This is a genomic window from Bacteroidota bacterium (assembly GCA_016194975.1).
Taxonomy (GTDB): Bacteria; Bacteroidota; Bacteroidia; order Palsa-965; family Palsa-965.
The window spans coordinates 21,248-45,528 of record JACQAM010000022.1 but is presented as its reverse complement, the minus strand read 5'-3'; the positions used below and the strand labels follow the sequence as shown (position 1 = coordinate 45,528).

General features: G+C 45.3%; 21 protein-coding genes. 2 read left to right on the top strand and 19 right to left on the bottom strand.

Features of this window, described 5'->3' with window-relative positions; genetic code table 11:
- The first annotated feature begins 39 nt into the window (after positions 1 to 39).
- Positions 40 to 1,497, top strand: a complete 1,458-nt coding sequence (locus HY064_13445) for a hypothetical protein (protein ID MBI3511660.1) — start codon at positions 40 to 42, stop codon at positions 1,495 to 1,497.
- Here HY064_13445 and HY064_13440 read toward each other — a convergent pair whose 3' ends face one another.
- Positions 1,498 to 3,759, bottom strand: a complete 2,262-nt coding sequence (locus HY064_13440; GenBank protein ID MBI3511659.1) for a hypothetical protein — start codon at positions 3,757 to 3,759, stop codon at positions 1,498 to 1,500.
- Between the two features lie 87 nt (positions 3,760 to 3,846).
- Between HY064_13440 and HY064_13435 the strand changes: the two genes are divergently transcribed.
- On the top strand, positions 3,847 to 6,060 hold the full coding sequence (locus tag HY064_13435; protein MBI3511658.1) for a T9SS type A sorting domain-containing protein: 2,214 nt from the start codon (positions 3,847 to 3,849) through the stop codon (positions 6,058 to 6,060).
- 188 nt (positions 6,061 to 6,248) lie between these two features.
- Here the strand turns inward: HY064_13435 and HY064_13430 are convergent, their stop codons facing one another.
- The 18 genes from HY064_13430 to HY064_13345 all read right to left on the bottom strand — a co-directional run bounded on the left by HY064_13430 (position 6,249) and on the right by HY064_13345 (position 24,277).
- On the bottom strand, positions 6,249 to 6,869 hold the full coding sequence (locus HY064_13430) for a hypothetical protein (GenBank protein MBI3511657.1): 621 nt from the start codon (positions 6,867 to 6,869) through the stop codon (positions 6,249 to 6,251).
- Between the two features lie 178 nt (positions 6,870 to 7,047).
- Positions 7,048 to 7,920: an IS3 family transposase gene (locus HY064_13425; protein MBI3511656.1), complete on the bottom strand. Its 873-nt coding sequence runs from the start codon at positions 7,918 to 7,920 to the stop codon at positions 7,048 to 7,050.
- Positions 7,917 to 8,201: a transposase gene (locus HY064_13420; GenBank protein ID MBI3511655.1), complete on the bottom strand. Its 285-nt coding sequence runs from the start codon at positions 8,199 to 8,201 to the stop codon at positions 7,917 to 7,919. Before HY064_13420 ends, HY064_13425 begins: the two co-directional genes overlap by 4 nt.
- A 191-nt stretch (positions 8,202 to 8,392) precedes the next feature.
- The gene (locus HY064_13415) at positions 8,393 to 10,081 is read right to left on the bottom strand and encodes a hypothetical protein (protein MBI3511654.1); all 1,689 of its coding nucleotides are present in this window, start codon (positions 10,079 to 10,081) and stop codon (positions 8,393 to 8,395) included.
- A 28-nt stretch (positions 10,082 to 10,109) separates the two neighbouring features.
- A complete protein-coding gene (locus HY064_13410; protein MBI3511653.1) occupies positions 10,110 to 11,042 on the bottom strand; it encodes a substrate-binding domain-containing protein in 933 nt (310 codons plus the stop codon).
- On the bottom strand, positions 11,026 to 11,262 hold the full coding sequence (locus HY064_13405) for a hypothetical protein (protein ID MBI3511652.1): 237 nt from the start codon (positions 11,260 to 11,262) through the stop codon (positions 11,026 to 11,028). The genes HY064_13410 and HY064_13405 overlap by 17 nt, the downstream gene beginning before the upstream one ends.
- Before the next feature lie 10 nt (positions 11,263 to 11,272).
- Positions 11,273 to 12,052 carry an energy transducer TonB gene (locus HY064_13400; GenBank protein ID MBI3511651.1) on the bottom strand — a complete coding sequence of 260 codons (780 nt, stop codon included), beginning with the start codon at positions 12,050 to 12,052 and terminating at the stop codon, positions 11,273 to 11,275.
- Between the two features lie 43 nt (positions 12,053 to 12,095).
- On the bottom strand, positions 12,096 to 12,803 hold the full coding sequence (locus tag HY064_13395; protein MBI3511650.1) for a biopolymer transporter ExbD: 708 nt from the start codon (positions 12,801 to 12,803) through the stop codon (positions 12,096 to 12,098).
- A 56-nt stretch (positions 12,804 to 12,859) separates the two neighbouring features.
- The gene (locus tag HY064_13390; protein MBI3511649.1) at positions 12,860 to 13,552 is read right to left on the bottom strand and encodes a biopolymer transporter ExbD; all 693 of its coding nucleotides are present in this window, start codon (positions 13,550 to 13,552) and stop codon (positions 12,860 to 12,862) included.
- Between the two features lie 39 nt (positions 13,553 to 13,591).
- Positions 13,592 to 14,389, bottom strand: a complete 798-nt coding sequence (locus HY064_13385; protein MBI3511648.1) for a MotA/TolQ/ExbB proton channel family protein — start codon at positions 14,387 to 14,389, stop codon at positions 13,592 to 13,594.
- A 290-nt stretch (positions 14,390 to 14,679) separates the two neighbouring features.
- Entirely contained in the window at positions 14,680 to 15,297 is a 618-nt protein-coding gene (locus tag HY064_13380) for a VTT domain-containing protein (GenBank protein ID MBI3511647.1), read from the bottom strand.
- A gap of 98 nt (positions 15,298 to 15,395) precedes the next feature.
- On the bottom strand, positions 15,396 to 17,015 hold the full coding sequence (locus HY064_13375) for a T9SS type A sorting domain-containing protein (protein ID MBI3511646.1): 1,620 nt from the start codon (positions 17,013 to 17,015) through the stop codon (positions 15,396 to 15,398).
- Between the two features lie 87 nt (positions 17,016 to 17,102).
- A complete protein-coding gene (locus tag HY064_13370; protein ID MBI3511645.1) occupies positions 17,103 to 18,368 on the bottom strand; it encodes a dicarboxylate/amino acid:cation symporter in 1,266 nt (421 codons plus the stop codon).
- A gap of 9 nt (positions 18,369 to 18,377) precedes the next feature.
- Positions 18,378 to 19,874: an NADH-quinone oxidoreductase subunit N gene (locus HY064_13365; GenBank protein MBI3511644.1), complete on the bottom strand. Its 1,497-nt coding sequence runs from the start codon at positions 19,872 to 19,874 to the stop codon at positions 18,378 to 18,380.
- A gap of 43 nt (positions 19,875 to 19,917) precedes the next feature.
- On the bottom strand, positions 19,918 to 21,417 hold the full coding sequence (locus HY064_13360) for an NADH-quinone oxidoreductase subunit M (GenBank protein MBI3511643.1): 1,500 nt from the start codon (positions 21,415 to 21,417) through the stop codon (positions 19,918 to 19,920).
- A gap of 21 nt (positions 21,418 to 21,438) precedes the next feature.
- Complete coding sequence (gene nuoL, locus HY064_13355; protein ID MBI3511642.1) at positions 21,439 to 23,334, bottom strand: NADH-quinone oxidoreductase subunit L; 1,896 nt, start codon at positions 23,332 to 23,334, stop codon at positions 21,439 to 21,441.
- A gap of 88 nt (positions 23,335 to 23,422) precedes the next feature.
- The gene (gene nuoK / locus HY064_13350) at positions 23,423 to 23,761 is read right to left on the bottom strand and encodes an NADH-quinone oxidoreductase subunit NuoK (GenBank protein ID MBI3511641.1); all 339 of its coding nucleotides are present in this window, start codon (positions 23,759 to 23,761) and stop codon (positions 23,423 to 23,425) included.
- A gap of 6 nt (positions 23,762 to 23,767) precedes the next feature.
- Positions 23,768 to 24,277, bottom strand: a complete 510-nt coding sequence (locus tag HY064_13345) for an NADH-quinone oxidoreductase subunit J (GenBank protein MBI3511640.1) — start codon at positions 24,275 to 24,277, stop codon at positions 23,768 to 23,770.
- Positions 24,278 to 24,281 lie beyond the last annotated feature (4 nt).

Here is a 24,281-nt window from a genome sequence, read left to right as displayed (position 1 = left end):
AACATCTATTTTTGAAAATATCTTACGCGTTCAAAAATTATGAAAACGCTACAGCACATCATTGGATTAATGAACAAGGAAGAAGTTCGCCACCTGAAATTATTCATGGGCAGGACCAATGCGGGCGAAGAGCGGAAAGACGTGGAGCTTTTCGACTACATACGCGCGCATCACGAAGAGTATGATGAAACGAAAATTCAACACCGGCTCTATGGGCCGCGCGATAAAAATGCGCTGTATCGGCTGAAGAACCGATTGCTGGAAGACATTGGAAAAAGCCTGTCGCTTCAATATGTTGATGAAAATGATTTTAATGAAGTGGTGCACCAGTTGGTACTTGCGCGTTTGTTTCTCTCGAAATCACAATCGCAGGTTGCTCTTCACTACCTGCACAAGGCAGAAAAAAAAGCACAGGCCGCCGATAACCCGGGGCTGCTTGATCTTGTGTTCAGCGAATATGTCCGCTTTTCGCAGGAAACACTTGAGATCAATCCGACGGAATACATTCGAAAAAGAAAAAATAACCGCGAGCAGCTTAACCGCGTGCAGGAGATCGATGATATTCTCGCAGAAGTAGTTTACAAAGTCCGCACAACGCAGAATTTTTCGGGACAGGATTATCGTATGATCGAATCGCTCCGGAAAAAAGTGAATGAAATTTCGCGGCACAAGGATACACGCAGCAGCATACAGTTGCGATTTAAAATTTATCATTCGCTCAGCAGGATTCTCCTGCAGAAACAGGATTTCAGTTCACTCGAAAAATATCTCAAACAAACGTTCGAGGAATTTGCCGGCGAAGGATTATTCAACAGGAATAATCACGATACCAAACTTCAGTTGCTTACTTACCTGGCGAATGCGCAATATAAAAACGGGGAAATAGAACATTCACTGGCTACTGCGGAAAGACTAAGACACGCAATGGCAGAATTCGGCGGATCGCTGCACGATAAATATCTTTTTTTCTATTACAATATTCTTGTCATCAATTATTCAGGAAAAGATCCGGAAAAAGCAATCGCTATTCTAAATGAAGCGAAAGACAACCCGGTCATCAAAAAACTTCCGTTCTACATCGTCTTCATTTATCACAACCTCACGATCCTGAATTTTGATACTGGAAATTATCGCCAGGCCATTCGCCATCTTGTGAAACTCACTATGGAGCAGGGCTATTCAAATCTCGATCCTGTTCTTCGCATGAAGATCGCCGTAGCAGAATTGATCATCCGGTATGAGCTTGGTGATTTCGATGTGCTGGAGCGCCGACTGGAGCAGGTGAAAAAAGAATTTGCAGAAATGTTCCGGACCAAAGAAGGGAAGCGCCATCACGAAATGATCGCCATACTTACGGCAATGTATCATTCCTCCTCGGTGCGCCGCGATAAAATACTGGGAAAGAAGATCGAGAAATTTATTGCCGACAGATCGGGAAACTCACTGGCAAATGATGTGATCGATTACAACGACTGGCTTCACGCAAAGATTTCCTGATCAGCGCTGCTGATCATTCGTTCCTTCGTCTTCTGCTTTTTTCTTCGCAATGCGCACCTGCTCGTTATAAAGCGTGGTGTAATAATTATACTTCTCCATATTGTGGTGCTGATAGAAATACGCAGCAAGATTTCGCATGCGATCGTAATTCGCAGGATTTATTTTCGCCGCCATTTCCATTGCGCCGGCTGCACTCGCGGTATCTTTCATTTGCGTGTAAAAATTTGCAAGACTATTCCACGGCGCTTCTGAATCGGGTTTTTTTCTTGCGGCAATGTGAAGAAGATTGATCGTGCCGGCGGTATCGTGATCCTGTGAGAATTGTATGCGGCCCAATTGTTCGTAAGCAGAAACATAAGTAGAATCGACACGAATACAGGCACTGAGGTACCACACAGCCGAATCATGATTCTCCAGTTTGTCGTACGCCATTCCGGTATTGAAAAGCCCTTCCCCGTATTTCGGATTCAATTTCACCGCCTTCAGAAAATAACTGAGCGCCGGTTTGGGTTCATCCACGAAAAAATAAGTTGTTCCAAGATTACTCCATGCAGTAGGATAATAATCGGCGATCTCTGTTGCTTTTTTATAATAAGATCGCGCCTCCAGAAACAGGGACGCAGATTCGTCCATTTTCTGTTTTGCCTCGGCGTTCTTACGTTGATTCTGCAAGCGACTCGCATCGAGCCGGGCCTGCATAGCGCTTTTGGCAACGAGCGCACCGAGCAGCATATTTGCTTTTGCCGACTCGTGTGTGAATGCAATGTCATGCGAATAAAGAGTCATTTTGCTTTCCCAATCCTCATTGCGGAACCAACAGCGCACCGTAAAGATCAATGCGAGAAAAATAAGCACCGCGCGCGTCTGGGCGAATTGTGCAATTCCCCATTTGAAATTCAGCGGTTCGGTTTTCATCCATCGAAAAATAAACCACACCGCGATTATGCAGAATCCGAGCGAGGCGTCGAATACAAATCGCTCCGCCATTAAACCGGGAGCGGGCTCCAGGATATTGGAGTATGCTGCAAGATTAATGAGGTAAAATAATAATCCGAAACCAACAATACTTTTTTTCTTCAACTCGCGAAGCGCAATAATTCCGAGTGCGCCGTACGCAACCAAACCGAAGATGGAAACAGGATTTGACCAGGTTGCCAGCGGAACATAATTGTAACCGTAATAATAAACGAGCGGATAAGGAATAACGTGTAACCATATATATTTTGCGAGTACATAAAATGCAGTTGCGAAGAGATTCAGAATTCCCGGATGTGTAGGCAGAGGATTTTCAAATTGCTGGAACGTTCTCGTTTGTGGAGGCAAAAGCATTTTCTGAAGCAACACTGTAAAAAGCCCGACAGCAATAAGCGGCAAAACATACAGCGCGATCTTTTTCCAATTAGCATTCGTGAAAAACCAAAGTGCAAGCGGAAGGGTTGCATAGAAAGGGATCACCGTATGTTTTGATAACATTCCCAGCCCGAAAAAAACAGGGGCAATAATAAGATGCTGCATTTTTCCGAGACAAATACTCAGCCGAGATCTGTTTGGAAAAGGATCAGGGCCCGCAAGCGGCGGAAATGTTTGCGAGAAAATACGTATTGAAAAATGACTCTTCGGCCGATTCTCATCAAACTGAAACCAGATGGAACGGATCGTGAGCAGCGAAAAAAGCAAGGCGAGCAATTCATCGCGGCATTTGATATTATCCACCACTTCGGTATGCAGCGGATGAACAAGAAAGATCAGGCACACAAAAAAACTGAACCAGTCGCCCTGCGTAGAAAACCATTTACGCAGAATTCCGAAAAGAAGAACGAGAATGATCCCGTATAAAAAAACACTGATGAAATGACTGATGTGAGGATGCTCGCCGAAGAGCGCGGCCTCTATTGCAAATGTAGTAAGCACCACCGGCCTCCAGGAATATCCCGAACCGTCGTTATTGAAAAAAGTACGCGTGTGCCAGATAGCCGGAATTCCCTTCCAGCCCTTCTGTGTAAGTTTATTTCCCCCCTCTTTCGAATTAGTATAAAATTCATCGTCGAGCGCATACCCATTGTAAATTCCGTTTCCGTAAACAACAAAACACAGAAGAAACAGGACCTTCTGAAATAAATTCCTGCTTAAAAAACCGGAAATGCCGCCCTTTTGAACCGGGCGGGCCGTCCGTTGCTTCGGCGCCGGCTTATCTCCTTGCCGAATATTCGAAACAGCTTGCCTGCCCTGTAACTTTGATTTGTTTTTTTTACCGCCCGACATTTAACGAAAGCGAAAATAGCAAGAAGCCCCCTATTGCCCACGTGGCATATTTAATTATTTTTGTCTATAACGTTAACCCGGCAAACTATGAAACAAACGTTACGAAACCTCGTTGTCATTTTTTCTCTTTTTATTTTTCCGGAATTGGGTAAATCCCAATGTCCGAATGACAATGTACTCGTCGCAGGAAATCTCACTCCCCCCGGAGTCACACTTTCCACCACACAGAATTATCAATTCGGCCAGTACGTGCTTGCGAATGTTGTTGCAGGAGCAAATTACACCGTCTCCACGTGCAGCAATTCTTCGTTCGACACACAGCTTACTGTTTACAATGATGCAACAGGAGCTTTTCTCGCCTATAATGACGATTTCTGCGGACTGAGATCGCAGACAAGCTTCACTCCGAATTTTTGCGGAGAAGTTCGTGTACTCGTCGATCTTTTTTTCTGTTCCACTTCCACTTCTTCGGTTGATGTAACAATGACAATGAATACTGCCGGATCGGGCATTCCTTCGCTCACCTCTGCGCCCGACCTGCAGGCATGCACGAACAATACGGTTACTCTTGGAATTGCAAACAACGGCAGCGGGGGAACAACTCCTTACGCTTATGATTGGCAACCACCAACTAATCTTGCAAGCAGCACCGTGCCGCAAACAACAGCAACAGTTACCGCTACGCAGGATTATACACTTACACTTACTGATGCGAATGGATGCAAAGCCACCGATACGGTTTTAGTAACGCTATTGCCGGCGCCGACGGTGAATCTCGGAAATGATACTACGCTGTGCGGCGGGCCTATTCTTCTCGATGCACAAAATCCGGGAGCAACTTATTTGTGGAGCACCGGCGCAGGAACACAAACGCTGAATGTAACGCTGAGTGGAAATTATTCTGTTGCCGTGCAGGACCTGAACGGTTGTATGAATTCCGATAACATTATCATCACCATTAATCCGAATCCGGTTGTTTCATTGGGAAATGATACCAGCACGTGCAATGCAAATCTTACGCTCGACGCCGGCGCAGGTTTTTCTAATTATTCGTGGACCACAGGATCCAGCGTTCAAACCACCAACGTTACTTCAACAGGAAATGTGGCTGTGCTTGTTACTGATGGAAACGGATGCCAGGCCAGCGATACGGTGAATGTGACTATGAATCCGGCGCCCACAGTGAATTTAGGAGCCGACACTACACAATGCGGAGGAACAGTTACACTCAATGCCGGAAATCCCGGCGCACTTTATTTCTGGTCCAATTCCACTTCATCGCAAACAACATCTGTTTCTTCAACAGGAACTTATTCTGTGGATGTAATAACCGCAGCAGGATGTTCCAACTCCGACACGATCAACGTTACGATCAATAATCAGCCGAATGCAAATCTTGGCCCCGATACCGCCATCTGTACTGCTGCAATTGTTCTTGATGCCGGAAATCCGGGAGCAACTTATTTGTGGAACAACGCAGCAACTTCTCAAACTATTTCTGCAGGAACAGGAACGTGGTCGGTGCAGATCACAGACCCATCAGGATGTTCTGCGCAGGACACTGTTGTAGTAACTGCTAATGTTCCGCCTTCAGTTTCTGCAGGGCCCGACCAGGATATTTGTCCTTCACAATCTGCAACACTTACCGGCTCCGGCGGATTAACTTATGTGTGGAGTACAGGTGCGCCTACGCAAAGTATTTCGGTCAGTCCGAGTACTACGACAACTTATTATGTAACGGGAACAGACATTAACGGATGTTCTGCTTCTGATGTGGTGCTGGTGAATGTACTTCCCGGCTCCAATGCGCAATTTATTTTCAACGTCACAGGCGCAACGGCAAACTTCACCAATCAATCTACCAATGCTGTTTCTTACAGCTGGAATTTTGGCGATGCAAGCGGCACAAACACCAGCGCAAATCCAAGCCACACTTACAATGTAAACGGAACGTACACCGTTACGCTTACGGTTACCGGCCCATGCGGAACAGATACGTACACACAGGTGGTCACAATCACGCAGGTGGGATTGCAGGATGTGGATCTCGCCAATTCGCTGAGCATTTATCCGAATCCGAATGACGGGCAATTCACCGTTTCATTTGAATTCTCCAAAGCGAAAAATGTAACCATAGAAGTGGTGGATGTAGCGGGAAGAAATATTTTCACCGACGAAGAAAGCAACATCACTTCTTTCAAAAAAGAGATCGGCCTTACCGCCGCCGATAACGGAATGTACTTAGTGAGAATTCTCACGAACGATGGAGTGGTGACGGAGAAAGTAATGGTGCAGCGTTAAAACTATACTGTACGAACTACGAAATACACGAAGTACGAAGTTTCGTATTCGTTTCGTACTTCGTACTTCGTGTATTTCGTATTTCGTAGTTCGTACAGTAGTTGTATTGCAGCACAACAGGCATACCTAAATAAAAAAAGACCGTCCCTGAGAACGGCCCCTTTTCCAGGATCATTAGCATTATTTTTCTACACCACCACAATCGAGAGCGGCTGTCCCCAGTCCTGTTCCCCCTCTTTTGTAACCGCGCGGTGACGGAAAGAATACTGCGCCCCCACGGTCAGTCCGTTTATAGTAGTATGCGCCTGCATGGTAGCCGGGGCGAGGTGCCAGCCATTGGCCATGGAAGGTTCCATTGCATATTCCCAGTTGTGCATTCCTCTTTCTATTCCTTCTGCCCTTAAATCTATAGACCCGGAAACCGATCCGTGTTTCACTCCGAATACGTGATGCTGCGGATGGGTCAGTGTTTTCATTTGCATTCCGGAACTGAGGATCATTACTTCTTTGTTTGCATCGGCAACCGAAGGATCGTTCACAATTCCTTCTACATACAATGCAAGTTGTGTGAGCAACTGGTTGAGCACTTCCTGTTTCTGATGCATTACACTTTTGAGCGCCGCGCCTCCACCGAGAGCAGCCGTGTCGGCGTTCTGCAATGTGGTGATCGCAGTGGTAACTGCCGCAAGCGCCGGATGCGGAGTTGGAAAATTTGCATTGCCGGTCATGGATGCCACAATGTGATTGCCCAACTCAATGAGTTGCGGAACGCTTTTTCTTTTCAGATCAAGGTTGATTTTTGGTTTCATAAAAATTGGTTTTTAAATGGTTTGATTTTTATTGTCCGCAAAAGAAATAAAAACATTTCGTGATACTCGTTTTCAACCGCTTATGATCGGATAAAATGTGTGGTCCCCGCATTAAGACATGGAATGGAATTGCAAACATTTTCTGGAGTATTTAATTTCTGCTTCACTCCGCATTTTTTTAGTTGTTAATTGATCCGTGGAATTCTTCAATGGTGAGGTTGTTCAGATGTTTGTGACGGCGATGCTTGTTGTACCAACCTTCAATGTATTCGAACACCGCTAATTTAGCCTGAAATTTTGATTCGTATTTTTCCTGATAGACCAACTCTGTCTTGAGGGTCTTGAAAAAACTCTCCGCAACAGCATTGTCCCAGCAATCACCTTTTCTGCTCATGCTTCTCTGAAGTTTAGGAAACCTCTTCATCTCGTCCACAAATTCATCGCACGCATACTGAATACCTCGGTCAGAATGAAAAGTGAGTTGCTGATCCCTCGATAGTTTTCGATTTGTTGCTGCCATTCTAAATGCTGGAACACTTGTGTCACAGGTTTTCATCGTTTCACTCAGCGCCCATCCGATCACTTTGCGATCAAAAAGATCGATCACTGTTGTCAAGTAAATCCAACCGCCTCCAGTGTAAATGTAAGTGAGATCTGACACCCAGGTGTGATTCATTCTTGCGGGGTTGAAATTTCTACTCACTATATTTTCAACCACAGGATAACGATGCGAAGACTGAGTCGTCACTTTGAATTTCTTTCTTACGATGCTTCTTATGCTTTGTACTCTCATCAGTTTTGCAACTGTAGGTTGTGATACTTTTATTCCTTCACTATTCAACTGAGCAGTTATTCTCGGGCTGCCATATCGTTTTCTGCTTCGCTCATGCACGCGTTTCACTTGCTCTTGCAGGTATGCACCACGCCTTGCGCGTACAGAGGGAACACGCACTTGCCAATTGTAAAATCCGCTCTCACTCACTTTCATTATCCTACACATCTTCCCGACAGGAAACTCAGTTTTATGCTTGTCAATAAAACTAAATTTCATTTGCCGCTCTTGGAGAAGATGGTGACCGCCTTTTTTAAGATGTCCCGTTCCAATGTTACTTCATACAATTCCTTTTTCAACCTACGCAACTCGTCCTCTTCCTTACTTCGTGGTCGTTCTTTCGCTGCTGATTCATGCGTAAGTTTTCCTTCATGATACGCACGTTTCCAAAGCCGGAGTGTCTCGGTGTTGATATTTAATTCCTCGGCAACCTGCTGAACGCTGCCTCTTTGATTACTTAATTCTACGGCTTTGATCTTGAAATCTTTTCCGTAACGCATTCTTACCTGTTTCATTTTCATTGGTCGCATCGTTTAGCTAAAAATAATTACTCCAGTCTAAGTTATCAACTCCATCTTTCTGTTGGGTGTTATGTTTTAAGAATAAGTGCAAGTGACGGAGATGTGAGATCAGAGAAGTTGTGTATAGTTAAATAATTTTACGAATCCGAAAAGTTGTGAAGGAATAAAATTTATTTCCCCATCCTGCACGTACTCAAATCAGAAGCAGCGGCAACGGCCTTAAGCGATTTATCTGTATCCAGTTGACTTTTCACATTACCGTCATTCGGGTCAAGTTCAAGAACAAACTGGAACCACGCTTTTGAGCAGGCATAATTTTTCCTGATGTAGTTGTAGCTCGCAAAATATTTGCCGGCCACAATGAGTTCTTTTTTGTTTTTGTCTTTATCGGCAATGGCAAGATCATAGAACGCCTCGTAGAATTTCCGCGCACTGTCTGACTTTACATCCGGGTCGAGCGATGCATTGCAGCGGCCCCTCCAATACCAGCCAATCGGATTTTTCGGATCGAGCACGCACACTTTTTTGAAAGCGCTGTCGGCATTTACATAATCTTTCTGCAGGAATAAAGAACGGCCATAAGCATTGTAATCAGAGATGTTCGCCTTTGCCGGGTTGCCGTCTATCTTCTTTTTGTAAGTGGCCGCGGCCTGATCGTACTTCTTCATTTTAAAATATTCCCCGCCCAACTCGAAGTAAATATCTTTTCGTGAAGTGTCTGTTTTCAATCCGGCTTCGTAATCCATAATGGCAAGTGAATCCATATTCTGTTTTGCATATCCGCGCGCGCGATAAATGTAATCGTCGGCAAGCAGCGCCGGTTTTCCATACAATTTCTGCTTCGCAAAAAATTTATTGAAATAGTCCACGCACTTTGCAGCATCAGGAGTTTTCATGTCGAGATAAGAACGGCCAACGATGCGATACACCACAGAGATCGTGCTGTCGCACTGTAAAACCTGTTGTCCCTGTTTGATGGAATTATCAAAGTCGCCGCTCTTGTAAAGGAATGCGCAATAGCGGTAACGCGAATAACAATCGGGATTGAGCGCGAGGTATTTTGAATAGCTGTAAGAAGCGGAATCGAATTTCCCGATCTGGTATTGCGCCTCTCCGCGCAGGCGATACGCTGGCGCAAAAGTAGAATCGATCTTCAGCGCAAGATTATAATAACCGATCGCCGACTGCATATTTTTTCCGTTCGCATAAAGATTACCGATGCGCACATACGCTTTGCACGATTTTGCATCGAGCTTCGCAGCATTGGTGTAATTGGTGACTGGAGCGCTGCCTTCCACCGGATTTTTTTTGTAAAGAATATCGCCGCGTGTAAGAAACACATCCGGATTTTTCGGATCAAGTTTTTCTGCCTTCGCAGTAAGATCGAGTGCCGCCTGGAAATCGGGAGCCGTTGCAGCCAGCAATGATTTTGCCATTTCAAGATCCAGTTGCGCTTGTCGCTGCGGAGTGAGTGTTGTTCCTTTTTTTCCAACTTCTGTTGCAATGAGCGCTTGGGCATATGCGATCTCTTTCATTCCATCATCTGCTTTTCCGGATGATAGTGAATAGCGCGCCATGCCTATGTGTACAAGGGGATTTGTTGCGTTGATATCAATTCCCTTCTGAAATTGTGCTTTCGCCCCTTCGGGATCATCCGATTTCAGGAGCAGATCGCCGTAGTAGAAAAAATTATCTCCGTTGGTTGGATCTTTTGCCACGAGCTGATCGAACGTAGTTTTCGCTTTCGGAAATTGTTCATCGTCGGTAAGGCGAATCGCATCCTGCAGCGTTTGCGCGGATATTCCTGTTCCGATCAGGAGAGCGGAAATGACAGAAATGTATTTTGTTTGCGTTTTCATATGCGATGCAAAAATAATTATCTAATTCTCATTGGTAATCAATTAACACTTTTCTTTCTGTGGGATTTGAAGGTGCCAGCCCGGCATGCTGTATGATCAATTGGCCCCTGTCCCTGTAACAGAAGGTGGCAAAGCCTGTGCCAAGCCCCGCCCGCATTCCTATTTTCACTATGTAAATGCCTCGTGTAAACGGATATGCTTTTGTTACAAGATCGCTCTGCGTGGGATGAACAGCAGCGCTTGTTTCATTGCCGATCATGGCCATACTGATGAGGGAACGGCGCTTACTATCTTCATCGCTGTATTTTTCGCCCAGCCAGTTGAGTCCAACTACGCCAATGGCATTGGCATTATGCGAAACATAGTTGATCACACTGTCGCTGGAATTCACGGCGAAACAATTTTTCCCCGGCGCTTTTCCGCCAAGAAGTGTATCGCAGAGATAGCGCAGGTTGGAAGAAGTTCCGTTGTCAAAAACGAGATTCAGATTTCCGAGTTTCGAATTGGAATTGATCGAAGACCACAGCGAATCTTTTCCCGAAAGAATATCACGAATCTGCTCTACAGAAAAAATACTGTCGGGATTTTCGCGGTTCACCAGCAGCACCACCGCATCAGAACCGATCAGTATTTGTTCGATGCCGAATTTTTTGGAATGGAAAAAATCAATTTCCTGTTTGTTCAGTTGACGCGTCATGATCGCGAGACGCGAAGTGTCGTCGAAAAGCGCTTTGAGAACGAATGGTTCTGTTCCGTAATTCTGGCAAAGAAATGCATCGGGATAAGAATATTCAAATGCGTCGATGAGTTCGTCGGAGACGGGCCGCACATTTTCGTCAATGAAAATTTTTATTTTTCCACGCGTCGGCGTATCGATGTCATCGGGATGGGCAATAGGATCGTTGCAGGCGAAAAAAAAGATCGCGGCGAAAAAAAGAAATTTATTATTCATCTTCTTCATCTTTCAATTCACGTTTGTATTTCAGCCACACGGTAACTCCGCGGAAGAGCGCCCACACTACGAGAACTAATCCGATATAAATTCTGTTCGGCTTCGGAAAGCGATCGGGCATCACATTAGTTGCAAGAAACAAATAACCCAGGCCGAGGAAAATGAACACCATCGAGAATGAAAGCAGGAGGGTGATCTTGCCCGGGCCCGGGTTATTGAAGATCTGCAAGCGAAAAATTTTATTGCAACAGGAATTTTACCGGCTGAATTACTTTCACACGAACTGTGCGGCCGTTTGTTGTTCCTGCATTCCACTTCGGCATTTGCTCTATCACACGTTTTGCTTCTTTGTCGAATCCGGGAGAACCGGCGGTCTTTGCAATATCAACGTTCGTGATCGAGCCGTCTTTTTCCACAACGAAAGAAACCCAAACCGTTCCGGTTTTATTCGCTTCTTTTTCGATCACCGGGTATTTAATATTTTTCTGCAGGTAAGCATTGAAATCATACGCGGCCTGCGGCAATTGCTCAGAGTAAGTGAAGATCTCTTCGGGCTTCTCCTGTTCAACAGGAGTAGAAGATGTTGGCGTTAGTTCAGTCGGCTGATCATCATCCGGCCCGCTCTGCGTAGTGATACCGCTTTTTGAATGTGTGGTATCAGGCGGCGGCGGTTCCACATCTTTTTCCGTGATCTCAGGCGTAGTGAAGTGAATCATTTTTTGCTGAGGCGGCGGCGGCGGCGGCGGCGGTGGTGGTGGTGGCGCATCTTTATTTACCGGCGGTGCATCTTTCAATGTTACTTCGGTAATTTTTTCTTTTGGTTTTGTCGGGCCATCATTGTGTTTCATGACGATCGCGAGAAAAACCCAGAACAAAAGCAGCACCGTGGAAAGCCCTGCAGAAATGAGGACCACCTTTCCGTAGTTGCGGCGAATGAGATAAGCGCCGTACGAACGATTCCTGTTTTCGAAAACAAGTTCGTTGCGTTCGCCTAAAATTTCATTGTTCCAGTTAGCCATGTGAGTTGAATTTTAATTGGTAAAAATTCAGCGTTTTATTTTTTTAGTGAGGCGCCCCTGCAGCTGCTGCGGTCGGATCGGGGGTGTCAAGTTCTTTGTAATGCGTTCCTGTTTTTTTCGAAAGCGCTTCAAGCTCTACGCGCGTAATGGGCGTGAGCGCGAACTGGTGTTCCACATCACATATTTTCAATTCATCGATCACGTTCACCACGTCGCCGTAATGTGCCTCTCCTCCCCATTTCACAATGAAGAATGGCGCATCTTTCGCCTTCACGTGAGTTTCTTCGATCTTGAATTTTTCTTTCCGGAAAGTAGAATCGGCCATGCCGCCCGCTTTGTATTTTGTGCGTAGCGCTTTTGTTTCAGCAATGATCGCAGCGTTTCTTCCTGCTACGTATTCGCGCAGTCCGCCTTTTTTCGGATCGAGATTTACTTCGTTAAGCACGGTCTGATCGTTGAGCATTCCTTCGTAATAATAAACCTTGTGGTCTTTATTTCCATCGAGGAGAAGCGTGATCGCAAGTTTGTTGTTGATCTTCGTAGTGTTAGTGTCCTTCACATCCTTCGGCATGCGGATCTCCATGGTCTTGGATTTATTCAACTGCGAAGTGAGGACGAAGAACGTGAGAAGCAGAAATGCAAGATCCACCATCGGCGTCATGTCAACGCGTGGATTTCCGCCGCCTTTTTTCCGGCCTTTTTTGTGATGTTTACCACCACCTCCGCCACTATCGGTATTTACTTCTGCCATTTTTATTTTTTTTCTTCTCTTTCCATAAGATGCAGGAAAAAGAAAGTTTCCATAAATTATTTTCCCGGAGGATTATTAGGATCGCTTTCCAGCGAGGTGATCAGGTTGAAGGTGTACACTTCCTGTTTTTTGAAAAGCGCAATTACGGCATCTACTTTTTTGTAAGAAGATTTTCCATCGGCTTTTATTGCGTAACGGAGTGGCTCCACTTTTTTATTATCCGATTCCTGGTCTTTAGCCCATTTGAATTCTTCTACACGCCCTGCATTGATCCAATAAGAAAGCTGATCTTTCTCATCGGCATTAGTTGCGGCCGTGTCAAGCGGAATTCCTTTCGTGGCTTTATTCATCCGGTCTCTTTCCGTTTGATCTGCGTCAATGAAATCGGGCAGTTGTGAGAAAGGAACACCGAACGATTGCAGTGATCCGAATTTCTGGATCTCTTCTTCTGTGAATTTCACATCGGGATAATATCTCGCCATGGAATTCATCATCCGCTTGAGCATTTCTATGCGCACATCTTTTCCTTCCAGGTTAAAGAAAACACGCCCTGCAGTATCTACAGTGATCAGCATGGTATTCTTCGGAAGGATAATATCTGAAATGGAACTCGGCGTGTCAACAATGACCGGTTCCGGTGCGCGCATGGTTGCGGTAAGCATGAAGAATGTTACGAGCAGAAATGCAAGATCCACCATCGGCGTCATGTCCAGTGCAGGACTTGATTTCGATACTTTTATTTTTGGCATTTGCAGGTGGTATTAATTTCGTTTCAGAAAAATTTCTGCTTAGTGTTTTTTGGCAGCAAAAGTCTGAAGGATGCTGAAATTTGCTTCGTCAATTCCGTAAGTGATGCGATCGATCTGCGTGGAAAACACGTTGAAGAAAATGATCGCGAGACAGGAGCCGGTGATACCGATGAATGTATTCACGAGCGCTTCAGAGATACCGGTTGCAAGTGCGTTCGAATCCGGTGCGCCAGAAGTTGCAAGCGCAGAGAAGGAGCGGATCATTCCCATTACCGTTCCGATCAGTCCGATAAGTGTAGCAATGGAAGCGCAGGTAGAAAGAATGACAAGATTTTTAGAAAGCATCGGAAGTTCAAGAGAAGTTGCTTCTTCCAGGTCTTTCTGTATGGCTGCAATTTTTTGTTCTTTATCGAGCTGCGTATCATTTTCCACAATGCGGTATTTCTCGAGGCCGGAACGAACCACGTTACCAATGGAACCTTTCTGGCGATCGCAAGCGGCCATTGCTTCTTCTATATTTCCGCTCTCCACGAGTTCGCGGATGTTGCGCACGAAATTGGAAATGTTTCCTGTGCCGCGCGCGCGCATGATGGTGATGAGGCGCTCAATGGCGAAAGTAATTACCATCAACACGATGGTGATGAGGATAGGCACGATAACGCCGCCCTTATAAACGGTGCCGAAAATATTCAGCGGATGACCTTTTTCTAAATCGTGGTTTTCAAAATTGTCGGGATTGCCCAGAAATTTTTTGAAGATAACGATGGCAATGATGAGCTCTACGATCATCACCGCAAAAGTAAAGTAGGCCTGCAGGTTCGAGGTCTTCTTGTTCATAGTGATTGGATTTATTGGTTTGGTATTGGTTAAATTATTCGTGGTTTCCGAGGCGAACGATCTTCCGTCAGCATTTTTCTTTTTCAGAAGGAGAAAACGGAAAAACCGCTCTCGCACAAGGGGGTCAAACTTACAAAAAAGCCGCCGATTACTGAAACCTTTACAAGGCCGCGATGAGGGCGTTTTTCCATGGATTCTTACACGAAGTAACGGCAAAAAACGCGGCCTTCTCCGGACTTTTAATAAGTGGCAAATGAAGAAGGATAAATGGCAAATTTCAGAGGGAAAAATTATTTTTTCTGGTTTTTTTTGCCAACCCCCAGCAGGGGAATGAGCGTGATGACAATGAGAAATATTACAACATAGCCCACGTTATTTTTCACCCATTCTATTCTTCCCAGAAAGTATCCGCTCAATCCCAGGATAAAGATCCACGCGAGGGCGCCCAGAAAATTGAAAATTGAAAAGCGCACAAGATCGACGCGGATGGCTCCCGCGAGGATGGGCGCGAAGGTGCGTATCACGGGAAGAAATCTTCCGAGAAAGAGTGTTTTCCCTCCGTGTTTTGCATAAAAAATACGAGTCACCTCGAGGTATCTCTTTTTGAAAATGAGTGAATCTTCTTTTCTGAATAATGCCGGGCCTAATTTTTTTCCGAACCAGTAACCTGAATAATTTCCGAGAATGGCTGCGAGCGAAAGAAGAATAAGAAGAAGAACAATATTAATTCCGAGTAAAGAAGGATGCACCGTGCAGAACATTCCGGAAATAAAAATGAGCGAATCGCCGGGAAGAAAAAATCCGATCATCAAACCGGTTTCGGCAAATACAACGAACAGCAATAATGCGAGCCCGCCATATTGAATGATGGAAGCCGGATCGGTAAGCTCTTTCAGAAAACCCCACATTTGTATTTACAATGTACGATTTACGATTTACAATTTGGAAGTGGGAAGGAAGAAGATTTTGCCGGAAACCGGGAGCATCAAAAATTGTACATCGTACCTCATTCCGTTTTCACAATCTTCAGCGCCGAAACTTTTTCGCCGGAAACAATATTCAAAAAGTAAATTCCGTTTGATTCGTCCTGCAGATCGATCGGAAGATCATTCCCGGAAATATTTTCTTTTGCAAAAACAATTTCCCCAAGCGAATTATAAATTTTCACATCATAAGCACCCGAAAAATCAGTATGAAGATTGAAAATCCCGGAAGACGGATTCGGATAAATATTAAAATCCGGAGAAAAATTATTTTCATTCACGCCCGTGGGAGAAGAAAGCCGCGCAAGAAAAGCATCGCTCGTGTTGTTGAATTCCGTATTCGTTTGCGTGATGTTGTCGAAAGAAACCGAAGAGCAATTGAAATATCCGCCGACAAAAACATTTCCCAAGGAGGTAACCGCTACCCCGCCGCTGAAAATAGTAGTTGGATTTCCGGCGCTCTTTGCCCACTGCACATTTCCGGCTGCATCCATCTTTGCAAGAAAGACCTGGTTGCCCGAAGTATTGGTTAGTGTTGTATTGCCAATGGCAATGGACGAAGAACCGAAATACCCGCTGAGAAAAATATTATCATTCGCATCGCTGGTTATTCCTGAACAATAATCCTGCCCGCTTCCACCGAAACTTTTTGCCCACAGAATATTTCCGGCCGTATCGAGTTTGGCAACAAAAACATCGTACAGGTAAGAATTCTGATTTTCATTCGTGAGCGTGAAATTTCCAAACTGAATGGAATTGCTGCTGAAATACCCGGTGAGTAAAATATTTCCCGAAGCATCCGCTGCTAATTTGTAACCGACATCGTCTCCATTGCTGCCGAATTTTTTTGCCCACAGAATATTTCCCGCCGGGTTTGTTTTAAAAAGGAAAACATCATCAGTTCCTGAATTTGTCAATGTGATTGATCCGAATGTAATAGAAGCGCTGCTGTAGTCGCCGGTAAAATATCCGTTACCGGCGGCATCTGCACAAACCGCGTTTCCATAATCATGGTTTGTTCCCCCGAAAGTTTGACCGCCACCCGGAGTTGAAATAGAAATGTTGTAATACGAAATAGTGTTATTAATAAATTCTCTTGACCCAACAGAATAATTGCCGCTTGCAGAATTGATATATCCTTTCGCATACGACTTGCAGGTCTGGCAGCCGCCCCAGTTTGCACCGGCCGAAATAAAATTTCCATTCGCGTCATACGATGCAAAAAACATAGACGGGTATCCGTCGAAAAGCGTTGCAGTTCCAACATACGGATCACCGACAAACGAACCGCAAATGTGAATGTGATTTGCGGCATCAATGGAAATTGCAGTTGCTTTTGTAGTTCCGGGCCCGCCTCCCTGTGTGCGCACCCACAAGGCATTTTCATTCGCATCAAATTTCACAAGGAAAAAACTTTCACCGCCACTCGTGGTGCGGACCGCAAAACAATTCCCGAAAAAAAGCGTGTCGCTGTAAAAAGATCCGCACATGTAAATATTTCCGGATGCATCAGCACAAATGTCGTACGCTTTATCATTTCCGGTTCCAATGTAACGCATCGCCCAGTCCCATGCCGGCGCCTGTGCATACGAATACGCGCATGAGAAAATAAAAATGAAGAAAATGTAAAAGCAACTTTTCATTGGGACGAAGGAAGAAATTTCTTATACGCAAGTTAGTGCGGGATATTGTTTGAAACAACTTTTTCATTGTAAATTTTCATTGGCAAATTATTTCAATTCACCCTCCCACTTGCTCACCACCGCGGTTGCTACTGCATTGCCCGCAACATTCGTAGCGCTTCGTCCCATGTCGAGCAACCAGTCAATGGCAATGATGATGGAAAGTCCTTCTGCGGGAATATGAAATGTGTCGAGCATGCCCGCGATCACTACGAGCGACGCACGCGGCACACCCGCGAGGCCCTTGCTCGTTACGAGCAACATCAGCATCATAGTTATTTGTTGCCCGATCGAAAGATGCATTCCGTATGCCTGCGCAATAGAAACTGTTGCGAAGGTCATGTACATGATGCTTCCATCGAGATTGAAAGAATATCCCAATGGCAAAACAAATCCGATGATCTTGTCGCTGCATCCGAATTTCTCAAGTGCATTCATCGTTTTGGGCAATGCAGCTTCTGAACTCGAAGTGCCGAATGCAAGGAGCATGGGCTCGCGAATGAGTTGCATCAATTGAAAATATTTTATGCGGAATAAAAAACAGATCAGCGGAAGAATCCCGAAAACAAAAACGACAAGTCCGCCGAAGAAACAAAGAATTAATTTTAAATAACCAACAAGAATTCCCAATCCGTGCACAGCGATCACTGCGGCTACCGCACCGAAAACCGCGAGCGGCGCAAAGTACATTACGTATCCCGTAACCTTGAGCATGATGTGCGCGATCGCATCAAAAAATTCTACTACGATCTTTCCTTTTTCTCCAACGGCAGAAACCGCCGCAGCGAAGAATAAAACAAAAATGATGATCGGCAGAATATCATTCTTCGCCATGGAGTCGATGATGTTCTTCGGAAAAATGTGCAGGATGAATTCAGGCGCATTGAATTTTTGCGTGGCAACGATCTTCTGCGTTGCATCGTGCACGTCGAGCGAAGTTCCGGGATGAAATAAATTCACGATGAGCAATCCCATTGTGAGCGCGATCAATGTTGCACAGGTGAAATACAAAAGTGTTTTTCCGCCAATGCGGCCCATCGCAGAAAAACTTCCAGACTTGACAAGGCCGGTGAGTAAAAGCGAAAACACCAATGGAGCAACGATCACTTTCACCAGCGAAAGAAAAATATCGCTGAGCAAATGATAGCCGAGCACTTTTTCTGTTGCGAATTTTTTCACGCCTTCGCGCACCGCGGGAGGAAGCGCATCCTCATTTACATTTTGCCAGATGAGATGATGCGCAATAATTCCGGCAACAATGCCGAGTACGAGTCCGATGAGGATCCAGAAGGAAAGGCCGGACTTTTTAAGCATGAAAAAAAATTAGGGAGTGATGATCGTCGTTGGATTCGGAGTTGCTGTTCCTATATTCAGCAAAAGATCAGGAAGCAAACCGAGAACGAGTGTAGCCACGGCGGTCACAAAAAGCAACGCCTGGTGCGGGATGCCGGCGTTGATTAAATTTTCATTCGGCGCTTCTTTGAAATACATCGCGATGATAATGCGGAAATAATAATACACACCGACGAGCGACGCAAGAATTCCGAGAATAGCAAGCCAGTAATGCCCGCTGACGAGAGCTGCATTCAGCACATAATATTTTCCGAAGAAACCTGCAGCCGGCGGAATTCCCGCAAGAGAAAGTAAAGCGATCGTCATGGCAACCGCGAGCATAGGATTCTTTTTTCCGAGCCCGTTGAAATTGTCAATGCGATCGCTGCCCGTTTGTTCGCTCACATTGAGCAGCACGGTGAATGCAGTGATAGTAGCAATGGAATAAGCCGCGACATAATAAATAATTGCCTTTGCAGAAAAATTACTGAACGCCGCAACAGCAAGCAATAAAAATCCGGCGTGAGAAATACTTGAGTAAGCCAGCATGCGTTTCACACGATCCTGCGCAACAGCAGTAATATTTCCAATGACAAATGTGAGTCCGACGCAAACGGAAATTACCGGGATCCAGAATGGAGTAATGCCGTTGAAAACGGAAGTGAGAAACAAACGCATGATCATTGCAATGGCTGCGGTCTTTACGACGGTTGCCATGAATGCGGTCACCTGCGTGGGTGCGCCTTCGTACACATCAGGCGTCCAGAAATGAAATGGCGCAGCGCCGATCTTGAAAAGCAAACCGACAAGCAATAGAAGAACGCCTGCGTAAAGCAAACTTGCGGAAGTTCCCGGCGCGGTGTTGCTCACCACGTAGCTGATCATTTTCAGATCGAACGAACCCGTTGCTCCATAAATTAATGCGATGCCGAATAATAAAAATGCAGAAGCAAAAGATCCGAGCAGAAAATATTTGAACGCCGATTCATTCGAAGAAAGATCACTTTTGTTGCTTCCTGCAAGAACGTAAAGCGGAATGGAAAGAATTTCTATTCCCAGAAAAAGCATCGCCATATTACTGTAGCACGTTAGGATCACCGCGCCAACGAGAGAAAATATTACCAGCGCATAATGATCGCTCTCGTTCGATTCTTCCCTGAAAAATTTAAACGACATGATGAACCACAATAATGCAGTGACAAGAATTATGGAAGAAAGAATGATGGAAGAATGGCCGAAGTCGATCATCTGGTTGAAGGAATGCAACGGTGTAATTTCTGCAGAAGTTGGAATGTGATGATGCATATCCGTCATTCCGTTGAACAGCGGGCCCAGTTTTCCGTCGTCGTACCACCAATAGGAAATAGCAGTTGCAATGGAAGCGATCATTCCCAGGATCACCAATGGAAAAAGCGCTTTTCGCATACGGAACATCTCGGCGAAAAGCACCAGTATTCCAAGACCGCTTAATACAAGAATTACTTTCATATTTTTTTATCCGGAAAAATGCCGTTTTATTTTTTCTGATTTTTTAAGTGTGGGCCACAGCGTCCATACGGTTGACAAGTTCCTGCACATCATTCTGAATTATTCCGAGAATAGGTTTCGGATAAATTCCGAGTACGAGTACTGCGGCGCAAATACCAACGAGAACAAGAATTTCATTCGTGGATAATGCAGTGAATGATGCGGTAGCCGTTCTTCTCTCGCCAAGCATGATCACCTGAAAACTGCGCAGCATATACACCGCGCCCAGAATAATAGTGAGTCCTGCGAATGCCGCGATCCACGCGCTGTATTGGTAAACTCCGTTGATGATGAGAAATTCTCCTACGAATCCATTGGTGAGCGGCAATGCAACAGAACCGAGCATGATGATCATGAAGAACGAAGTGAACTGCGGAGAAAGATTACGGATGCCGCCGAGTTTCTCGAGATCGCGCGTACCTGTGCGCGAAAAAATAATATCCGCAATGAAGAACAGGCCGATGACATTCACGCCATGCGAAAACATTTGTACAATGGCGCCGGTTATTCCTTCCACGTTTCCTTTTTCAACCGAGAATGCCATGATGCCTGCAGCAATGAGTCCAACGTGCGCAATGGAAGAATAAGCAATGAGCCGTTTAAAATCTTTTTGCACGATTGCCATGCACGATGCATAAATAATACTGATCACGCACAACACGACTACCACGTGTCCCCATTCTTTCAATGCGATCGGCGTCATTGGCAGCAACCAGCGGATCAATCCATACGTTCCCATTTTGAGCATGATCCCCGAGAGGAGCATGGTTCCCTGCGTAGGCGCAACCACGTACGTGTCGGGTTGCCAGGTGTGGAAAGGAAAGATGGGCATCTTCACTGCGAATGCAAGAAATAATCCCCAGAAAACATACGTCTGTTCTGTTCCGGAAAGATGTTGTCCTGCATCGTAAAGTGCGTTGAGATCAAATGTGTGAATGCCGGTTTCTCCAATGGAAGTGTTCAGGTAAAGATAAATGAGTGCGGCCAGCATGAATAAACTTCCGAAGAGCGTGTACACGAAAAATTTTAAAGTGATCGCTCCGCGGTTTTCTCCGCCCCACATCAGGCAAATGAAATAAATAGGAATCAGCGCCAGTTCCCAGAACACATAAAATAAAAATCCGTCGCGCGCAACGAACACGCCCACGAGCGCCATCTGCATGAAAAGAATGAGCGAATAAAATAATGCGGGATTCTCATAATTATTTTTAAAGCTGCTGAGAATAATAAGCGGAACAAGAAATGCGGTGAGCAACACAAGCACCATACTTATTCCGTCGAGCGCCACGTTGAAATTAATTCCCATTGAAGTGATCCACGGAACATTCATCACCAGACGATGCGCATCTGCCGGATTTTTATGAAGGAACCAGTAAGCAACAAGTGCAAGAACCAATTCAAGTCCGGATGCGACGAACGCGATCTTTTTCGAACCTTCGCCGCTCGTGAATAAGAGCAGCAATGCGAAGAGAAGTGGTAACCCGATGAGTAATGCGGTGATCATAGTTTTTCAGCTCTGTATTTTTCAGAATAATTTTATCAGTAGAATAGCGATGACGGCGATCACCATTGCGAAAATGTAAGAACCCACATTTCCCGCCTGGAGATAGCGAACAGAATTTGCGCTCCATTTCACGGCAGTTCCGATTCCATTCACGAATGAATCCACGACGCGCAATTCGAAGAAGCGGTATAATTTATCGGAACTCCAGTCGAGCGGCTTGCGAATGATGCTATCGTAAAATTCATCGACATAATATTTATTGTAAATAACACGCTGCGGTTTCGACATTTCTGCTTCTGTTTCCTGCGGAAGAAATCCGCTCTTCACAAAAATGGAATAAGCAAAATAAATTGCTGCCGCCGCTGCAGCAACTGCAATTCCCATCAGCGTAAGTTCATGCTGCAGGTGAATGATATTCGGCTCGAGCAATTTGCTGTAAGCGCCATCGAGAGAAGGACGAAGGAATTTATCGAGCAGGTGTCCGTTCTTCATCAATGGAATTCCGATGAATCCGCCCACGAGAGAAAGTGCAGCGAGCACCATGAGCGGAACCGTCATGCTCTTCGGCGATTCATGAAGATGATGTTCCTGATCGTGTGTGCCGCGGAATTTTCCACCGAACGTGAGAAAATACAAACGGAACATATAGAACGCAGTGAGCATTGATCCGATAACGCCAAGCATCCAGTACAATTTATTGTGATCGTAAGCGTGCGAAAGAATTTCATCTTTCGAGAAAAATCCGGAGAATGGAGGAATTCCCGCAATGGCGATCGTAGCAATGAGAAATGTGAGGTGTGTAATGGGCAATGCTTTTTTCAGTCCGTCCATTCTGCGAATATCCTGTTCTCCTCCCATGGCGTGGATCACACTTCCTGCGCAGAGAAATAAACACGCTTTGAAAAATGCATGAGTCGTAACGTGAAAAACTGCGCCGGTGTATGCGCCCACTCCTAATCCGAGAAACATATATCCAAGCTGACTGACGGTGGAGTAGGCAAGAACTTTTTTGATATCGTTCTGAAATAATCCGATCGTTGCGGCAAAAAGCGCAGTGAGTAATCCAACTATGGCCACTACTTCAGATGCAATTTCTGCCTGAGCGAAAATTACACCGGAACGTGCGATCATGTAAATTCCTGCAGTGACCATTGTTGCTGCGTGGATGAGTGCAGAAACAGGAGTAGGCCCGGCCATTGCATCGGGCAGCCACGTGTACAATGGGATCTGCGCCGATTTTCCGCAAGCGCCAATGAAAAGAAGAATTCCGATGGTGTTGAGCACCGCAGATTCATCGTGCGACATTTCAGAAGCTCTTCCGAAAACGTGATTGAAATCGAGATGGCCGAACGTCACATAAATGAGGATCATTCCCAATAGAAATCCGAGATCACCGATCCGATTTACGATGAAAGCTTTTCTTGCCGCGTTATTGTAAGCGGTGTTTTTAAACCAGAAACCGATGAGAAGATACGAACACAATCCCACGCCTTCCCATCCCACGAACATCATCACATAATTATTTCCCATCACGAGCAGGAGCATGAAGAAGACAAACAGATTCATGTAAGCAAAAAAGCGATCGTAATTTTCATCATCCTTCATGTAGCCGGTGGAATAAACATGAATGAGAAATCCAACACCGGTAATGATGAGCAGGAACTGAACAGAGAGCGGGTCAATGAGAAAAGCAAGATCGACGTGCATATTCCCGGTCACGATCCAGTCCATCACGCGCACATCCTGCGCATGCCCGTGCAACTGAAAGAAAATTCCGAGTGCAAGCGCGAATGCAAGTAAAACAGATCCACAACCTATACTACTTACAATGGTCTTCGATAATTTTTTTCCACCGAGCCCGATGATCGCAAATCCGATCAGCGGAAGAAGAGGAATGAGTCCGGCAAGCTTGATCATAATTTATTTTGTTGTGGTAAACCTGTGATGTCGGGTGTTAACACCCGACATCACAGGTTTGCCATTTTAAACACCCGACATCACAGGTTTACCATTTTAATTTATTCAGAAAATCAATATCCGTTGTTTTTGTATTGCGGTAAACCATCATGAGAATGGCGAGGCCCACCGCAACTTCCGCTGCTGCAACTGCCATAATGAAAAACACGAACACCTGTGCATTGGGATCGCTGCGTTGCGCAGAGAATGCAACGAGCAGAAGATTCACCGCGTTCAACATGAATTCAATACTCATGAGAATGATGATCGCATTCCTGCGGAACATAACACCAAGAACGCCGAGGCCGAAGAGTACAGCGCAGAGTGTGATGTACCAGTTCATCGGTATCACCTGTATCGCGGATTTTCCTGCTTCTAACAGCAACATATTTTTTTATTTAATATTTTTTTTGCCCAGCATCACTGCGCCCACCATTGCGGCGAGGAACAGGATGGAAGAAATTTCAAACGGAACTAAAAAATCGGTGAACAGAACTTTCCCGAGATTGCCCACGAGGCCGATGTTCACATCATTCGGTTGTGTCAATGGCAGAGATCCCGCATTACGCAGCGCGCCCACGAGCGTCACCATGAGCACGCCGCCCGCGATCACTGCTGCGATCTGTATCCACGCCGGTTTGTGCGGTTCTGTTTCTTTATTCAGGTTGAGCATCATGATCACGAAAAGAAACAACACCATGATGGCTCCTGCATAAACGATGATGTGAACGATAGCGAGGAATTGTGCGTTGAGCAGAATGTAATGCCCGGCAATGGCAAAGAATGCTACTATGAGATAAAGGACACTGTGCACAGGATTCTTACTGAAGATGACGAGAATTCCGCTGAGAATAGCGATGAACGAAAGAGTGCCGAAAAGAATATGTGTGATGGTTAGGTGCATAATG

Excerpts from the sequence above, each read along its gene's own strand:
- HY064_13445 (MBI3511660.1), top strand. The coding sequence starts at position 40 with ATGAAAACGCTACAGCACATCATTGGATTAATGAACAAGGAAGAAGTT.
- HY064_13440 (MBI3511659.1), bottom strand. The coding sequence starts at position 3,759 with ATGTCGGGCGGTAAAAAAAACAAATCAAAGTTACAGGGCAGGCAAGCT.
- HY064_13435 (MBI3511658.1), top strand. The coding sequence starts at position 3,847 with ATGAAACAAACGTTACGAAACCTCGTTGTCATTTTTTCTCTTTTTATT.
- HY064_13430 (MBI3511657.1), bottom strand. The coding sequence starts at position 6,869 with ATGAAACCAAAAATCAACCTTGATCTGAAAAGAAAAAGCGTTCCGCAA.
- HY064_13425 (MBI3511656.1), bottom strand. The coding sequence starts at position 7,920 with ATGAAATTTAGTTTTATTGACAAGCATAAAACTGAGTTTCCTGTCGGG.
- HY064_13420 (MBI3511655.1), bottom strand. The coding sequence starts at position 8,201 with ATGCGTTACGGAAAAGATTTCAAGATCAAAGCCGTAGAATTAAGTAAT.
- HY064_13415 (MBI3511654.1), bottom strand. The coding sequence starts at position 10,081 with ATGAAAACGCAAACAAAATACATTTCTGTCATTTCCGCTCTCCTGATC.
- HY064_13410 (MBI3511653.1), bottom strand. The coding sequence starts at position 11,042 with ATGAAGAAGATGAATAATAAATTTCTTTTTTTCGCCGCGATCTTTTTT.
- HY064_13400 (MBI3511651.1), bottom strand. The coding sequence starts at position 12,052 with ATGGCTAACTGGAACAATGAAATTTTAGGCGAACGCAACGAACTTGTT.
- HY064_13395 (MBI3511650.1), bottom strand. The coding sequence starts at position 12,803 with ATGGCAGAAGTAAATACCGATAGTGGCGGAGGTGGTGGTAAACATCAC.
- HY064_13390 (MBI3511649.1), bottom strand. The coding sequence starts at position 13,552 with ATGCCAAAAATAAAAGTATCGAAATCAAGTCCTGCACTGGACATGACG.
- HY064_13385 (MBI3511648.1), bottom strand. The coding sequence starts at position 14,389 with ATGAACAAGAAGACCTCGAACCTGCAGGCCTACTTTACTTTTGCGGTG.
- HY064_13380 (MBI3511647.1), bottom strand. The coding sequence starts at position 15,297 with ATGTGGGGTTTTCTGAAAGAGCTTACCGATCCGGCTTCCATCATTCAA.
- HY064_13375 (MBI3511646.1), bottom strand. The coding sequence starts at position 17,015 with ATGAAAAGTTGCTTTTACATTTTCTTCATTTTTATTTTCTCATGCGCG.
- HY064_13370 (MBI3511645.1), bottom strand. The coding sequence starts at position 18,368 with ATGCTTAAAAAGTCCGGCCTTTCCTTCTGGATCCTCATCGGACTCGTA.
- HY064_13365 (MBI3511644.1), bottom strand. The coding sequence starts at position 19,874 with ATGAAAGTAATTCTTGTATTAAGCGGTCTTGGAATACTGGTGCTTTTC.
- HY064_13360 (MBI3511643.1), bottom strand. The coding sequence starts at position 21,417 with ATGATCACCGCATTACTCATCGGGTTACCACTTCTCTTCGCATTGCTG.
- nuoL (MBI3511642.1), bottom strand. The coding sequence starts at position 23,334 with ATGATCAAGCTTGCCGGACTCATTCCTCTTCTTCCGCTGATCGGATTT.
- nuoK (MBI3511641.1), bottom strand. The coding sequence starts at position 23,761 with ATGTTGCTGTTAGAAGCAGGAAAATCCGCGATACAGGTGATACCGATG.
- HY064_13345 (MBI3511640.1), bottom strand. The coding sequence starts at position 24,277 with ATGCACCTAACCATCACACATATTCTTTTCGGCACTCTTTCGTTCATC.